This window comes from Mucilaginibacter sp. P2_D11, from assembly GCF_056404435.1.
This window is the reverse complement of record NZ_JBFUEA010000002.1, coordinates 109,937-124,150: the sequence shown is the minus strand read 5'-3', so window position 1 is coordinate 124,150 and position 14,214 is coordinate 109,937. Positions and strand designations below refer to the sequence as shown.

Annotated in this window: 18 protein-coding genes; all 18 read left to right on the top strand. The window is 46.5% G+C overall.

The genetic code is table 11. From position 1 onward, the window contains the following. The first annotated feature begins 4 nt into the window (after positions 1-4). Entirely contained in the window at positions 5-1,000 is a 996-nt protein-coding gene (locus AC1DXC_RS03470) for a beta-ketoacyl-ACP synthase III (RefSeq protein ID WP_477457742.1), read from the top strand. 189 nt (positions 1,001-1,189) lie between these two features. After that, positions 1,190-1,654 (top strand): acetyl-CoA carboxylase biotin carboxyl carrier protein, encoded by a 465-nt coding sequence (gene accB / locus AC1DXC_RS03465; RefSeq protein ID WP_477457741.1) that lies wholly within the window; start codon positions 1,190-1,192, stop codon positions 1,652-1,654. Between the two features lie 85 nt (positions 1,655-1,739). Next, positions 1,740-3,074, top strand: coding sequence for an acetyl-CoA carboxylase biotin carboxylase subunit (gene accC, locus AC1DXC_RS03460; protein ID WP_477457740.1), 1,335 nt, complete (start codon positions 1,740-1,742; stop codon positions 3,072-3,074). Positions 3,075-3,151: 77 nt separating this feature from the next. Continuing rightward, positions 3,152-4,000 carry a twin-arginine translocase subunit TatC gene (gene tatC / locus AC1DXC_RS03455; RefSeq protein WP_477457739.1) on the top strand — a complete coding sequence of 283 codons (849 nt, stop codon included), beginning with the start codon at positions 3,152-3,154 and terminating at the stop codon, positions 3,998-4,000. A gap of 225 nt (positions 4,001-4,225) precedes the next feature. Continuing rightward, positions 4,226-4,660: a ribose 5-phosphate isomerase B gene (gene rpiB / locus AC1DXC_RS03450; protein WP_477457738.1), complete on the top strand. Its 435-nt coding sequence runs from the start codon at positions 4,226-4,228 to the stop codon at positions 4,658-4,660. A 31-nt stretch (positions 4,661-4,691) separates the two neighbouring features. Further along, complete coding sequence (locus AC1DXC_RS03445; protein WP_477457737.1) at positions 4,692-6,275, top strand: M28 family peptidase; 1,584 nt, start codon at positions 4,692-4,694, stop codon at positions 6,273-6,275. Positions 6,276-6,511: 236 nt separating this feature from the next. Then, positions 6,512-6,952 carry a hypothetical protein gene (locus AC1DXC_RS03440; RefSeq protein WP_477457736.1) on the top strand — a complete coding sequence of 147 codons (441 nt, stop codon included), beginning with the start codon at positions 6,512-6,514 and terminating at the stop codon, positions 6,950-6,952. 3 nt (positions 6,953-6,955) lie between these two features. Then, positions 6,956-7,156, top strand: coding sequence for a helix-turn-helix transcriptional regulator (locus AC1DXC_RS03435; protein WP_477457735.1), 201 nt, complete (start codon positions 6,956-6,958; stop codon positions 7,154-7,156). Positions 7,157-7,171: 15 nt separating this feature from the next. Then, entirely contained in the window at positions 7,172-7,588 is a 417-nt protein-coding gene (locus AC1DXC_RS03430) for a VOC family protein (protein ID WP_477457734.1), read from the top strand. Between the two features lie 66 nt (positions 7,589-7,654). Further along, positions 7,655-8,029: a VOC family protein gene (locus AC1DXC_RS03425; protein ID WP_477457733.1), complete on the top strand. Its 375-nt coding sequence runs from the start codon at positions 7,655-7,657 to the stop codon at positions 8,027-8,029. A gap of 105 nt (positions 8,030-8,134) precedes the next feature. Next, positions 8,135-9,028 carry a hypothetical protein gene (locus AC1DXC_RS03420; RefSeq protein WP_477457732.1) on the top strand — a complete coding sequence of 298 codons (894 nt, stop codon included), beginning with the start codon at positions 8,135-8,137 and terminating at the stop codon, positions 9,026-9,028. A gap of 55 nt (positions 9,029-9,083) precedes the next feature. Next, the gene (trmD, locus tag AC1DXC_RS03415; protein WP_477457731.1) at positions 9,084-9,758 is read left to right on the top strand and encodes a tRNA (guanosine(37)-N1)-methyltransferase TrmD; all 675 of its coding nucleotides are present in this window, start codon (positions 9,084-9,086) and stop codon (positions 9,756-9,758) included. Between the two features lie 139 nt (positions 9,759-9,897). Beyond that, positions 9,898-10,788 (top strand): hypothetical protein, encoded by an 891-nt coding sequence (locus tag AC1DXC_RS03410; RefSeq protein ID WP_477457730.1) that lies wholly within the window; start codon positions 9,898-9,900, stop codon positions 10,786-10,788. 86 nt (positions 10,789-10,874) lie between these two features. Beyond that, complete coding sequence (locus AC1DXC_RS03405; protein WP_477457729.1) at positions 10,875-11,438, top strand: RNA polymerase sigma factor; 564 nt, start codon at positions 10,875-10,877, stop codon at positions 11,436-11,438. Between the two features lie 42 nt (positions 11,439-11,480). Further along, a complete protein-coding gene (locus AC1DXC_RS03400; RefSeq protein WP_477457728.1) occupies positions 11,481-11,972 on the top strand; it encodes a hypothetical protein in 492 nt (163 codons plus the stop codon). Between the two features lie 10 nt (positions 11,973-11,982). Then, entirely contained in the window at positions 11,983-12,222 is a 240-nt protein-coding gene (locus AC1DXC_RS03395; RefSeq protein WP_477457727.1) for a hypothetical protein, read from the top strand. 198 nt (positions 12,223-12,420) lie between these two features. Further along, the gene (rplS, locus tag AC1DXC_RS03390) at positions 12,421-12,768 is read left to right on the top strand and encodes a 50S ribosomal protein L19 (RefSeq protein WP_477457726.1); all 348 of its coding nucleotides are present in this window, start codon (positions 12,421-12,423) and stop codon (positions 12,766-12,768) included. 72 nt (positions 12,769-12,840) lie between these two features. Continuing rightward, entirely contained in the window at positions 12,841-14,067 is a 1,227-nt protein-coding gene (gene porN, locus AC1DXC_RS03385) for a type IX secretion system ring subunit PorN/GldN (protein WP_477457725.1), read from the top strand. Positions 14,068-14,214 lie beyond the last annotated feature (147 nt).

Genomic DNA, 14,214 nt, shown 5'->3' with positions numbered 1-14,214 from the left:
AAATATGAGTAAGATCCATGCCGCTATTACTGCAGTAAATGGTTACGTGCCCGATTACGTCCTCACTAACCACGAACTCGAAACAATGGTGGATACCAACGACGAGTGGATAATGAGCCGTACCGGTATCAAAGAACGTAGGATATTGAAAGGCGAAGGAATGGGCACATCTGAAATGGCTGTACCTGCCGTGGAGGGCCTGCTAAAGAAACGCGGCATAAGCGCCGAAGAAATAGACCTGATTATCTTTTGTACCGTAACCCCGGATCTTACCTTCCCGGCAACGGCCAATATACTGGCGCATAAAATAGGCGCAAAAAATGCCTGGGGATACGATTTGCAGGCAGCCTGCTCGGGCTTCGTGTTCGGTTTGGCTACTGGTGCGCAATTCATCGAGAGCGGCAAGCATACCAAAGTATTGGTTGTTGGCGGCGATAAGATGTCGTCCATCATCAACTACGAAGACAGGGCAACCTGCATCATCTTCGGCGATGGCTGCGGTTGCGCATTGCTCGAACCCAATACCGAAGGTTATGGCATACTTGATTCTGTGCTGAAGAGCGATGGCGCTGGTGCGCAGTTGCTGTACCAAAAAGCAGGTGGATCTGTGCGGCCCGCCAGCTACGAAACCGTTGCCAACAAGGAGCATTATGCTTACCAGGAAGGGCAGGCGGTGTTTAAATTCGCAGTAACCAATATGGCCGATGTTGCCGCCGAAGTAATGGAGCGTAACAGCCTTACGGCCAATGATATTGCCTGGCTGGTACCTCACCAGGCCAACAAACGCATTATTGATGCCACGGCAAACCGTACCGGCGTAAGTGCCGATAAGGTAATCGTGAACATAGAGCGCTTCGGCAACACCACCAACGGCACCATACCTTTGTGCCTGTGGGAGTGGGAAAGCAAATTCAAAAAAGGCGATAACCTGATACTGGCGGCGTTCGGCGGCGGCTTTACCTGGGGCTCGATCTACTTAAAATGGGCGTATAATTCATAAATGTGCAGGTTTCAGATGTGCAAATTTCAGATGTGCAGATACGCAAATATTGAAAGCACATATCTGATCAAAACATCTTAAAATTATACCTGTTAAGTAACATTGTAGTTAAAAATCATTTGCACATCTGCATATTTGCATATCTGCACATTTTATACATACTTTTATCCAAAACCAATTAGCTCCAACATGGATATTAAACAAATTCAGGATCTTATACGCTTTGTTTCTAAATCGGGCGTAAACGAGGTTTCTATCGAACAAAAAGATTTCAAGATTACGATTAAAACCAACGAAACGGCCCCGGCTGTTTATCATGCTACGTTGCCTGCGCCTGCACCGGTTGCAGCAGCGCCTGTGGCCGCAGCTGCACCAGCGGCAGAGCCGGTTGCAGCTATAGCCGATACCAGCAACTACATCACCATAAAATCGCCGATGATCGGCACTTTTTACCGCTCGGCATCGCCGGAGAAACCGTTGTTCGTAAACGTAGGCGACGAGATAAGCAGCGGCAGCGTGCTTTGCATCATAGAAGCCATGAAACTGTTTAACGAGATAGAATCAGAAGTATCGGGCCGTATAGTAAAAATACTGGTTGATAACGCATCGCCGGTAGAATACGACCAGCCTTTGTTTTTGGTAGAACCTAAGTAATTTTTGTTGATTTCACCGGTTAACGTGATTTCACAGATTTTATCGGTGCGATCTTTTAAATCGGTGTAGTCCTAAAATCGAAATCATGTTTAAAAAAATATTGATAGCCAACCGTGGCGAGATTGCCTTGCGTATTATACGTACCTGCAAGGAAATGGGCATCAAAACCATCGCTGTTTATTCTACTGCCGATAGGGATAGCCTGCATGTGCGCTTTGCCGATGAGGCTGTGTGTATAGGCCCCCCCGCCAGCCGCGATTCTTACCTCAATATCCCTAATATAATTGCCGCCGCCGAACTTACCAATGCCGATGCTATACACCCGGGCTATGGTTTCCTTTCGGAAAACGCCAAATTTTCTGCCATTTGTGCAGAATACGGCATCAAATTCATAGGCGCTACGGCAGACCAGATAAACCGCATGGGCGATAAGGCTTCGGCCAAAGAAACCATGAAAAAAGCCGGCGTACCTATCGTTCCCGGTTCTGAAGGCTTGCTATCTGACATCAAAACAGGTATTGCCATAGCCAACAAAATTGGCTACCCCGTCATACTGAAAGCTACTGCCGGTGGTGGTGGCCGCGGGATGCGCATCGTTTGGAAAGACGACGAGTTTGAGAATGCCTGGGATAGCGCACGTGCTGAATCTGGCGCGGCCTTCGGTAACGACGGCCTTTACCTGGAGAAATATGTACAGGATCCACGCCACATCGAAATACAGGTTGTGGGCGACCAGTATGGCAAAGTTTGCCACTTATCCGAACGTGATTGTTCTATACAGCGCCGGCATCAGAAACTGGTAGAAGAGGCGCCATCTCCTTTCATGACCGATAAACTGCGCAAGAAGATGGGCGAGGCTGCTATAAAAGGTGCTAAAGCCGTAAAATATGAAGGTGCCGGTACGGTAGAGTTTTTGGTTGATAAAGACCGCAACTTTTACTTTATGGAAATGAATACCCGTATACAGGTAGAGCACCCGGTTACCGAAGAGGTAATCAATTTCGATCTGATAAAGGAACAGATTAAAGTTGCCGCAGGTATCCCCATCTCGGGTAAAAACTACGAGCCAACCATGTGCGCTATTGAGTGCCGTATCAACGCCGAAGATCCTGCTAACAATTTCCGCCCGTCTCCTGGTAAAATAACCAATTTCCATTCGCCGGGCGGCCACGGCGTGCGTGTAGATACGCATGTATACAGCGGCTACGTTATCCCGCCGAATTACGACTCGATGATAGCCAAGGTAATTTGCATGGCCCAAACCCGCGAGGAGGCCCTGGCAACGATGGAGCGCGCATTGAGCGAGTTCGTTATCGAAGGCATCAAAACCACAATTCCGTTCCATTTAAAATTACTGAAGGATCCTAACTTCAGGGCCGGTAATTTTACCACTAAGTTTATGGAAACCTTCGAATATTAATTGATAAAAACTTTCCGGTTAACAGATAACGTAAGTAGTATTCCTGCGTTTAGAAGGGGGACTATTTAATACAGATAATGAGCGATAATAAACTGATAAAGGCCATCAAGGAAAAAGGCCAGAACATGGAAGCCGAGATGTCGTTCTTCGATCATTTGGAGGCTTTGCGCTGGCACCTTATCCGCGCGGCAATTGCCATCATCGTATTTACCTCAGCCGCTTTTTATTTTTATCGTTTTATATTCGACACCATTATCATGGGCCCCAGCCGCCCCGATTTTTGGACGTATCGTATGCTTTGCAAGCTGGGCGAAGGCTTTTGTATCAAAGCAATCAATATCCAGCTCATTAATACCGAAATGGCGGGGCAGTTTACCTTGCAGATCAACTCGTGTTTATTAATTGGCATTACGTTGGGGTTCCCATACCTGTTGTATGAAATATGGCTTTTTGTGAAGCCGGCCCTGCACGAGAAGGAACGCAAAGCGGCCACAGGCTTTGTTTTCTATGCATCGTTCCTTTTTATATTAGGCATACTATTCGGTTATTACGTCATCACACCCGAATCGGTGAACTTCTTATCGAGTTATACCATAAGCGACAAGATACAGAACCTTTTCGACATGGAATCGTACCTGTCGTCCGTAGCCACGCTAACTTTGGCTACAGGCCTGGTTTTTCAGTTGCCGATACTGGTTTATATTCTATCGAGTCTGGGCATACTTACGCCTAAATTCATGCGCAGCGGCAGGCGCTATGCCATCATCGTGATATTGATTATATCGGCAGTAATTACCCCAACGCCCGATATGATGACCATGACCATCGTGAGCATCCCGCTGTTTGTTTTATACGAGGTTGGTATAGTAGTAGCCGGCGTCGTTGAAAAACGCAAGTTAAAACGCGCAGAAGAATTGGATTTATAAGCCGCCGGCGTTAACAATATCGAACACCGAATGCTGAACTTCGAATGATGAAGGAAGCTTCGGTGTTTTTTTGCCACATCGCTTCGTCCTTCGATATTCATTATTCGAAATTCTGTGTTCGATATTGAAAAATTCGAAATCCGACATTCGCAATCCGAAATCTCCTCCTCTCTTCCTATCAAAAAATTTACGTAAGCCCTTGTATAAAAATTATACATTTGGATAATGAAAACAGGGTTAAAGATAGCCATTGGTGCAGACCACGCCGGCTTCGAATACAAGCAGGCCATACTGGGCATGTTTGATGACATTACATTCCACGATTTTGGCACCTATTCCACAGAATCTGCCGACTATCCCGATTTTGCGCATGCCGTAGCTTCGGCTGTAGAAAGCGGCGATTTCGACTATGGTTTCCTGCTTTGCGGCAGCGCCAATGGCGTAGCCATGACAGCCAATAAACACCAGGGCATCCGCGCAGCCATTTGCTGGAAAGAGGAGGTAGCCATTCCCGCCCGCACGCATAACGATGCAAACGTCCTGTGCATCCCCGCCCGCCATGTTAGCTTAGCCGAAGCAAAAACCATCATCGAAAGGTTTTTGACCGAAGAATTCGAAGGGGGCCGCCACGCACGCCGGGTAGATAAGATGAGTTGTTAAACACCATACATAAAACGTAAATATAAAATAGATGAAGAATGCATCACTTTGGGTAGTTACCCTGGCTCTGCTGGCAGGCTCTTGTGCCGTTAAAAAAAGCGGGCCGGTTAGCCCTGTAAAATACGGCAATTTAATTACGGCTGATGGCGCTAAGAAGCACCTGAGCATATTGGCATCAGATGATTTCGAAGGACGTGAAACCGGCAAGCCCGGTGCCGATAAAGCGGCTAATTACATTGCGAACGAGTTTAAGAAACTGGGCCTTGTAGCCCCCGTAAGCGGCTCGTATTTTTTTGATGTGCCTTTATCCGAAACCAAACTTAACGTAACCGCTTTTGCTATTAATGGGCAGGCCTTCCAAAATGGCGAGGATTTTTTCCTGAACGGTTTGTTTGTTGATAAACGTATCGTATCTACCGATGTTGTTTTTATAGGCTATGGCACAGAAGCAGAACTGGCAGGGACCGATATTGCCGGTAAAGTGGTGCTTTGGATAAACGAAGACAAACCCGAGGCCGGAAAAATGCCGAACACTAGTTATCGTATGACTAGTGCGCGCCAGGCTATTGTTAAGGCTATACAGGCTAAAAACCCGGCTGCTATATTGGCTGCAAACGGAGAGCTGGGCCCACTGTTGAAACGCTTCGGAAGCAGCGTTAAGGGCGGGCGCTTAGCCATAAAGAAGGAAGGCGGTGTAAAAACCACCAGCACCGCGCCGGTATTCAATGTTACCACAGCCGTAGCTGATCAGGTTGTGAAGCCAGCCGGCAAAACATATGCCGACTTGCGCGCAGCAGCAGCTACAACCCCGCAAACGCAAAGTATAAAAACGATAGCAACCATATCTTACGCTACCGAAAACAAGGATGTAAAAGCGGTTAACGTTTTAGGTTTCTTGCCCGGCAGCGATCCCAAGCTAAAAGATGAGGTTTTGATCTTCTCGGCCCACTATGATCATATTGGCTTGGTTACCACCCCGGGTGCTACCGATAAAGTAAACAACGGTGCAGACGACGATGGCAGCGGCACCACCGGCGTACTGGAAATTGCACAGGCATTCGTAAAGGCTAAAAAAGATGGCCATGGTCCGCGCCGTAGCGTGCTGTTCCTGGCTAACGTTGGCGAAGAAAAAGGCCTGTTGGGTTCTGAATACTATACCGATCATCCGGTCTATCCGTTGGCAAGCACCATTGCCGATTTGAATATTGATATGATTGGCCGCGTAGGCGAAGAGTACATTGGTAAACCCGATTCTGCAAACTATGTGTATTCTATCGGCTCTAACATGTTAAGCTCGGACCTGAACAAGATTGGCGAGGATGCCAACAACACTTACACCCAAATGAAATTGGATTATAAGTACGATGATCCTAACGACCCTAACCGTTTCTACTACCGCAGCGATCATTACAACTTTGCCCGTTACAACGTGCCGATTATATTTTACTTCAACGGCGTACATGCCGATTACCACCAGCCCGGCGACGAGGTGAGCAAAATCAACTTCCCGCTACTGGCCAAACGCGCGCAACTGGCGTTTTACACCGGCTGGGAATTGGCTAACCGCGACAACCGCCCCGTTGTGGATAAAAAACCTACAGGCGGAGTTCGCTAAGGGTTAATAAACATTTTATAAGGAAGCGCCCCGCACGGGCGCTTTTTTTGTGCCGTCAAGGTCCGGCTTGGCTTGGGACACCTAAGTCTTTAAACCCTGGGAGCGATACCATTGTTATCTGCGCTGGGCCTCCTCTTGAACATAGCATATCTCACACCTAAAATCTCATATCTAAAGAAAAAGCTTGCGAATATGTAAAGCATGTTTTACATTTGGTAAATTAAACTTTACAATCAATGAAAACACGCTTTCTTTTTCCGCACTGGTGCAAATATCTGGGCTGGTTCTTTGTAGTTGTTCATATTCCCATTATGGCCTTAACCAAGGGCATGGATGGTGAGCATTACCAGGGTTACAAAACCGGGGAGAACACCGCTTTTTTTAGCCATGATCATTGGTTCTTTATTGGCACAGCCCTGCTGGTTGCCGTTGGTTTGTTCCTGGTCGCTTTTTCTAAGGAACGGATAGAAGACGAACAGGTAACCCAGTTACGGCTCGATTCACTGCAGTGGGCCATTTATGTGAACTACGCACTGTTGGTTGCCATGCTGGTAATATCTGAGGACAGGGAACATATCCTCTTTTTAAATTTATGGATACCGCTTGCCTTCTTCATTATTCGTTTCCGATGGAAGATATGGCAGCTGAACCGTTTATTAACAAAGGAAGAGGCATAGGTGATGAAGAATAACATAAGGGTAGAACGAGCTATCAAGAACATTACCCAGGCGGACCTGGCCGGGTTGATAAATGTATCGCGGCAAACCATCAACACCATCGAAAGTAACCGCTATGTGCCATCAACCATACTGGCACTAAAAATCGCCAAAGTGTTTGGCAAACCCGTGGAAGAAATATTTACATTAGAGGAAGAGGATTAACTAATTTATAAAGAAATGAATGTCAAGGTTTTTGATCAGGAGTCAGCTCCACGGGAGCCGAAAGGATTTGCTCCGGAGTTATACATACCCAATGGTGTAAGCGATGTGAGCTTTTACGAGAAAGCATTCGGCGCGGTAGAGCTGCGCCGTTTTGGCAACGACGATGGCACCATCCACGTTTCGGAGTTTATAATTGGAGATGCCATGTTTCACCTGCACGAACAAACGCAGCATTCCGGCGGATTAAGCCCCGCCGGCGGCACCACCGTACTTATCGGGCTATTTGTAGATGATGTGCATGCAGTAATAGCGAAGGCCGTAGCGGCTGGCGCAAAAATAGCCTCGCCGGTGCAGGATTACGATTATGGCTACCGGCAGGGCTCCATCATTGATCCATTTGGGCACCAGTGGCAAATACAGAAAGCGATTTAGCTTTTAAAAGAGGCAAGAACCAGGATTCAAGAACTAAGAGAAGAAAATCAAGATAGATATAAACCAATGGCAAACCAGGAACCGATATTCGGGCACGGCAAAATCTGTTATGTAGAGATACCCGCGCTCGATGTAGCGCAGTCGGTAGCGTTCTATCAAAAAGTATTCGGCTGGGAGATACGCAGCGACGAGCAGGGCAACGCCAATTTCGACGACGGTACCGGCGGCGTAAGCGGCATGTGGTTTAAGGTAGATGAACCGGTTACAACAATGGGCATGCGGGTATCTATTATGGTTGATGATGCGCAGAAGACGCTGAAGGATATCGTAGCGGCAGGCGGAACGGTTGTTGAGCCGTTTGATGCTGATTCCGGCATCCCTATTGCCCGTTTTGCCGACCCATCAGGCAATGTGTGGACGATTTACCAGCATGGAGGATAGGACTTAGAAGCAGGATTATCAGACGCAAAAATCAAGAAAGTGTCCGCAAAAGGTATCTTGCCTCTTGATTCTAAATTCTTGCTTCTCTTAGCTATCTTTAGGGCAATGTTACTACCCCGTATATTTAGGCTTATTGGTTGGGTATTGCTACTGCCACTTGCGGTTTTATGTGCCGAGGTGCAATTTGGGCATTACGTAATACCATTTTTGGATTTTAATACCCATCCCAAACCAGTAGGTTTGTTTGAGGTGTTGGGCATGCGGTATGATTATTCTGATGAGGCTACCACTACAGCCCTCATAATCGTCCTGCTGTTCATTGCTTTCGGCAGGATTAAGAACGAGACTGAGCTTACCGGTAAAATCAGGCTCCAGGCGCTTTATTGGTCGGCAACTATAACCTGGGCAATTACCGCGCTGTATCTTCCTACAGATATTTTGCCAAAAATGTTCGGCATCGAATCGCGAGTATTGGAGGTTGTTTTCCAGTTGGCCTCTGCATTTGTAATCAATAGCTTTTTGGTTCCTGTAGTGCTTTTTATTCCAATTTTTGGTTATCTCAAACGAAAAATAAAGCACGAAGACCAATTGAAACGGGTTTATCTGTTGCCATACATGCCTTTCAATCTCATTGGTAAGTGCGCTACGATGTTGTATTTATTTTTTGGAATCGTGGTTTTGTTATTCGAAACCGGGTACAGCCTGCAATCGGATATAATGATGCTTTTCCCGATAGCCCTTGCCCTTTGGACTTGTTCAAAGGAACGGACCGAAAACGCAGCGATTTACGAAACGAGGTTACGGGCTTTACAAATAAGCGTTATGATACACTATGTTTTGGTTGTTATTGCTTATTGGCTTGTATACGGCGGGGACTTTTTAGTTGTACTTCAATGGAGCATATCTTCCTTGGCGCTTATTTTCCTGATGGTATTTTATTGGATGAGGTACAAAGCCCCGAAACAAGCAGTGCCAGGCGCGATTGCCGAAGCCTCTTAGGGGCATCATTTGCACATCTATCATCTGCACATTTGAATTTAGCTATCTTTGCAGCATGCGTTTCGATATCATCTCTGTATTGCCGGGCTTGCTGGAAAGCCCTTTTGCCCACTCCATTTTGCAGCGTGCCCAAAAAAAGGGCATAGCCGAAATTGTAGTGCATAATCTGCGCGATTATGCCCCCGGCAAGCAAAAAAGCGTTGACGATTACCCCTACGGTGGCGGCAGTGGCATGGTGATGGCCATACCGCCCTTCGCGGCCTGCATCGAAAAGCTTAAATCTGAGCGCGAGTATGATGAGGTTATCTTCATGTCGCCCGATGGCGAAACACTCAACCAAAAAATAGCGAACCAGCTTTCCATCAAAGGGAACATTATTATCCTGTGCGGGCATTATAAAGGCATCGACCAGCGCATCCGCGACATATTCGTTACCCGCGAGATATCCATAGGCGATTACGTACTCTCGGGGGGAGAGCTGCCCGCAGCGGTACTGGTTGATGCCGTGGTGAGGCTGATACCCGGCGTATTGTCCGACGAAACATCCGCCCTATCAGATTCCTTCCAGAACGATCTGCTGGATGCCCCGGTTTATACCCGCCCGGCGGATTGGAACGGCCACAAGGTGCCGGATATACTACTGAGCGGCGATACGCCTAAGGTAGAGCAATGGCGCTTTGAGCAGGCCGTAGAGCGCACGAAGCAACGCCGGCCGGATCTGTTGGAGTAGGGCACCCCAACTCCCCTGTCCGAAAGACTCTTTTGGAGAAATGGGGGATCTGTTTTAAAACACCAATAATTTGCGGAATTAAGGAATTAATCGATGGCTTGTGCATATCTTTAGGGTAAATTAAAGCCTATTTCTTGTCATGAAAATCATCCTCGCTTTTTTTCTGCTTTGCTCTGTATCGTTTGGCGCATCCGCCCAAGCCCTGTCAAATAAGGATTTAAACAACCTTGTTGCCTTAAGCATGCTTTATTCAAAGAACAATATGTTTAAGGGCGATGATGTGGCTAAAGCTGCGAACGCTTTGCGTACGCCCGCTATAAGCCATATTATTGACGTGCTTATAGCGCACGGCAAGGGCGATACCAGCGTTTTGAATAAAGGCTACCTAAGCAGGCCCGATAATAATGAGCTTAAACTGTGGTACGTGATACGCGAGATACATTACGACCAGATAGATACCACAAAAAAGCCATCGCCGGCTATCGACGTAGCCAAAGCAACCCTTGCCAAAAACATAAACGAACAATGGCTGGTAGAAAATTATTATCATATGAGCATAGTGGGCGGTATAGCCATGCTTTTCAATGATGCCGATTTAAGCAAATACAATTTCGATCTGGACAGCCTGGGCTTAAAAAATGAACAGGAAAAAGCTGTCTTTTTCTTGCGGGTGACGGATGGGTTGATACGCGGCCGGTTTTTGGTGCTCAGCTATATGAAGAACAACGAACGGATTGCGGAGTTTGTGCGCAAGCTGCCCACCTTTAACGGCAAGCAATATTTTTACTTCACCAATTTTAATTTGAACGATGCCGATTGGGTGGGCTACTACGCAAAAGAATCGTATATGGACCGCAACATTGGCGATTTTTTGAACACCTTGTATATACAAGTGGTTAGCGCGGGTGCGGTAAAAATGCCGTTTACCGGCCGCGAGGTGTATTTTAATTCCATACTACATCACCCCGAGTATTTTAAATACAGCAAGGATAAGGATAGCCTGCAAAAGATATACGATGGCTCTAAATAGTAACAGGCAATAGCATTTCGTTTCTCTAACTTAAAAATTCCTTACCTTCCACTGCAACCAATTTTGCTTTTTGCATTATAAAAACAGTGGATGCCCAACAAGAACAACAGCTTATACAACGCTGCCGCGATAACCCTGCAGCATTCGGCGACGTTTTTGATATTTGGTACGCCCCGGTTTTCGGCTATATCTATCGCCGCACGGCGGATTATGACCTCTCCCGCGATATAGCCGCCGAAACATTCTTAAAAGCATATCTCAACATAGGCAAGTTTAAATGGCGCGGCATCGGCCTTTCCTCGTGGATATACCGCATTGCCACCAACGAGCTTAACCAATACTACCGCAAACAAAAGTATCAGCCGCAAAGCCTGCAGCAACTGCTGGAAGAACCCGGCATGGAGAAGTTGCTCCACGCACAGGCAGATAACGAACGCGAAATCATCGAAAAGGAAATGCAGGACCTGAGCACCTATAACCAGGTGCGCGTAAACCTGCTTAAGCTGGATATCAAATACCAGGAGGTAATTGCCCTGCGATACTTCGAACAGAAAACCAATGCCGAAATCAGCAGCATACTGGATAAAAACGAGGGCACGGTAAAATCGCTGTTATCGCGCGGACTCGAAAAACTGAGAAATATGCTTTAAAGCTGCAACCATTTGCCATTTACGCATTATAGAGATATAACCATGAAAGATAAAAACGAATTCATAAAAGAAATGGAAAACCTGCAAGTCCCCGCTGCCGATCCGTCGGCACACCATCAAAACAGCGTTAAGATGGCCATCATGAACGCTAACCGCTCCGCCGCGCTGGGTGCCTGGCTCATTGCCGTACCCTGTTACTTTTTGCTCTGCGTATTTGTGTATTACTATTCGCATGGGCAAAGCAACTGGTTTAGCGCCATGTTCAATGTAATAGAAAATATGGATAATACCCCCTGGCTTGACATCCTGGCGCCGATAGTACTCTTCATCCTACCGATAGTGTGTGTCATTATCAACTTACTAGCCATAACGCATGTGCAGTACCGACAGGTAGGCGAGGCACGCAGGTACAGGGAGTTCAGCTTCACCATACGCATACGATGGTGGAACGTGTTGCTCATCGTATTGAGCATCCTAATCATTACGGCCTTTATCGCCTTCGCCATGACAGAAAGTATATCCATCTCAAAATAACCCCATCATTATGAAATTAAATTGGTTTACCCGCAAAGGCATTATTTATTTGCCCGTATCTATATTTGGTTGGCTCATATTTGCTGCCGCATTAGCTTACGCTGTTTATAGTTTTTTCGATATTGACCGCCGCTCGCATTCGGCAAGCGATACACTGATAAATTTTGTTTTTAATCTGCTGCTGGCAGGCATGGTTTACTCGGTGGTAGCTTATTTTACTGAGAGAAAACCCGGGCTCCGCAGCGAGTAGTGAACGGTTGATTAAGTGTGTGGTTAGCATTATTTTAACCGTTCTCCTAATCAACTCAATCAACCACTCACCCCACATAATTGTGCATAAAACATAAAATGTGGAAATTTTTAAAACATACTTTTTTATTTCAAATAAAATCCCTATTATTGCACTCCGATTTTTACGGGTTAAAAGTCGCTTTAAAGGCTAGAAATCATGGATTTAGTAAAATTTGTAGAAGAGCAATCAGTAGTTAAGAATCAATTTCCCGCTTTTAAAGCCGGTGATACTGTTAGCGTATATTATAAAATTAAAGAAGGTGCAAAAGAACGTATCCAACTTTACCAGGGTGTTGTATTACAGCGCAATAGCGTTGGCAACAGCGAAACCTTTACCGTACGTAAAGTTTCTAATGGTATAGGTGTTGAGCGTATATTCCCATACAATTCACCAAACATCGATAAAGTTGAAGTGAACAGCGTTGGTAAAGTACGTCGCGCTAAGTTGTACTACCTGCGTGCCCTTACCGGTAAAGCAGCCCGTATCAAATCAAAAAGAGTTTAATTTACATTTTTGTATATTAAAGCCTTTCTGCATATTGCAGAGAGGCTTTTTTTGTTGCCCGCCGGCTTGCTGATGAAACACCTGTTGACTTTATTCGTTTTTCTTACCGCAATTACGGCCCATGGCCAAAACCTTACTGGCAAATGGCTGGGCGAGTTGCCGCAGGATAATAAGGACGTTAAATTTAAGCTGGAGATAGATCTGGTGCAAACCGGCAAAACGCTCAGCGGCACATCTACCTTCAGTACCGTGGATAACCATAAGGTTGTTTTCGCCCTGCAGGGCACTATAGACGGCAATAAGGTTACGCTGGAAGAATATAAAGGCGTTAGCTGCGATTGCGAAGGCGGGCATTATGAGTTTTGTCTCAAAAAAATGCGTGGCACTTTTACGGTCGATTCGCTCAACACCCTGTTTGTTATAGATGGCACCTGGAGCAGCGACCGATCCTTCAACGGTAAAGACTACCTGACCAGCACTTGCGTGCCAGGCCGCTTTACCATAGTAAAACCTGCGTTTATACGCCCGCTTGATGGTTATTACCGCAAAACCAATATCCCCAACTCTACCAAAACTACAGCTTATGCCGCCGTGCATGAGCGCGATGTGGTATTTGCCAAGCGCGTATGGCGCGAGATAGACCTGCGCGAAAAAATGAACCAATACCTGGCATCGCCCAAGCGTAGGTTGATAGATGTGATCTTAGCCGGCATAGATAACCGCGATATAGCAGCTTACGACCCCCGCTCTACCAAAGACGACCCCAATGGCGATAGCTTCGCCAAACGCCTGACTGTGGCACAGGCACGCAGCATGCTGGCAGATAGCGCGGTGGTAGATATTGTAGATAAGAAAACTGGCGATAAAACAAGCTCTAGGTTGGTAGCAGGCGAATTTAACCCCGATAACATGGTGAAATTCCGGATTAAGGAGGATTGGTTGTACGATAAGCAACGGGGTATCTTCGAACCGCGCATCATCGGCATAGCCCCGCTGATAAAAGTAAAAATAGCCGGCAATGTAAATAATACCGAATACCAGCCTGCATTTTGGATATACTTCCCCGAGGCACGCCCCCTGCTGGCAACCAGGGAAGCGATACGGCGCGACAACGACGCAACCGGCTTAAGTTTCGACGATGTTTTTATGAAAAGGCTGTTCAACAGCTATGTGGTAAAACAATCTAACGACCGCGATGAGCGCATCCGCGATTACGCCAAAGGCATTGATAAGCTTTACGAAGCCGAACATCAAAAATTGCACCTGATGGGCTGGGAATTGGGCCTGTGGCAAAATTAAGTTAGGGTGAGCGCTTGATTGAGTGAGTGTTGAGCGGTTCTTACTACCGTGGGTAGCCATATAAGGGGTAATAAAAGGGTTCGCAAGCTTGTCGCCTGCGAACCTTTTGTATTTAAAGTGAAATCTGCAAGAGAACCACTCACCTAA

Coding starts and splice junctions, on each gene's coding strand:
- AC1DXC_RS03440 (WP_477457736.1), top strand. CDS start 6,512: ATGAAAACACGCTTTCTTTTTCCGCACTGGTGCAAATATCTGGGCTGG.
- AC1DXC_RS03435 (WP_477457735.1), top strand. CDS start 6,956: ATGAAGAATAACATAAGGGTAGAACGAGCTATCAAGAACATTACCCAG.
- AC1DXC_RS03470 (WP_477457742.1), top strand. CDS start 5: ATGAGTAAGATCCATGCCGCTATTACTGCAGTAAATGGTTACGTGCCC.
- AC1DXC_RS03425 (WP_477457733.1), top strand. CDS start 7,655: ATGGCAAACCAGGAACCGATATTCGGGCACGGCAAAATCTGTTATGTA.
- tatC (WP_477457739.1), top strand. CDS start 3,152: ATGAGCGATAATAAACTGATAAAGGCCATCAAGGAAAAAGGCCAGAAC.
- porN (WP_477457725.1), top strand. CDS start 12,841: ATGAAACACCTGTTGACTTTATTCGTTTTTCTTACCGCAATTACGGCC.
- AC1DXC_RS03445 (WP_477457737.1), top strand. CDS start 4,692: ATGAAGAATGCATCACTTTGGGTAGTTACCCTGGCTCTGCTGGCAGGC.
- accC (WP_477457740.1), top strand. CDS start 1,740: ATGTTTAAAAAAATATTGATAGCCAACCGTGGCGAGATTGCCTTGCGT.
- trmD (WP_477457731.1), top strand. CDS start 9,084: ATGCGTTTCGATATCATCTCTGTATTGCCGGGCTTGCTGGAAAGCCCT.
- AC1DXC_RS03410 (WP_477457730.1), top strand. CDS start 9,898: ATGAAAATCATCCTCGCTTTTTTTCTGCTTTGCTCTGTATCGTTTGGC.
- rplS (WP_477457726.1), top strand. CDS start 12,421: ATGGATTTAGTAAAATTTGTAGAAGAGCAATCAGTAGTTAAGAATCAA.
- AC1DXC_RS03430 (WP_477457734.1), top strand. CDS start 7,172: ATGAATGTCAAGGTTTTTGATCAGGAGTCAGCTCCACGGGAGCCGAAA.
- rpiB (WP_477457738.1), top strand. CDS start 4,226: ATGAAAACAGGGTTAAAGATAGCCATTGGTGCAGACCACGCCGGCTTC.
- AC1DXC_RS03420 (WP_477457732.1), top strand. CDS start 8,135: ATGTTACTACCCCGTATATTTAGGCTTATTGGTTGGGTATTGCTACTG.
- AC1DXC_RS03395 (WP_477457727.1), top strand. CDS start 11,983: ATGAAATTAAATTGGTTTACCCGCAAAGGCATTATTTATTTGCCCGTA.
- AC1DXC_RS03400 (WP_477457728.1), top strand. CDS start 11,481: ATGAAAGATAAAAACGAATTCATAAAAGAAATGGAAAACCTGCAAGTC.
- accB (WP_477457741.1), top strand. CDS start 1,190: ATGGATATTAAACAAATTCAGGATCTTATACGCTTTGTTTCTAAATCG.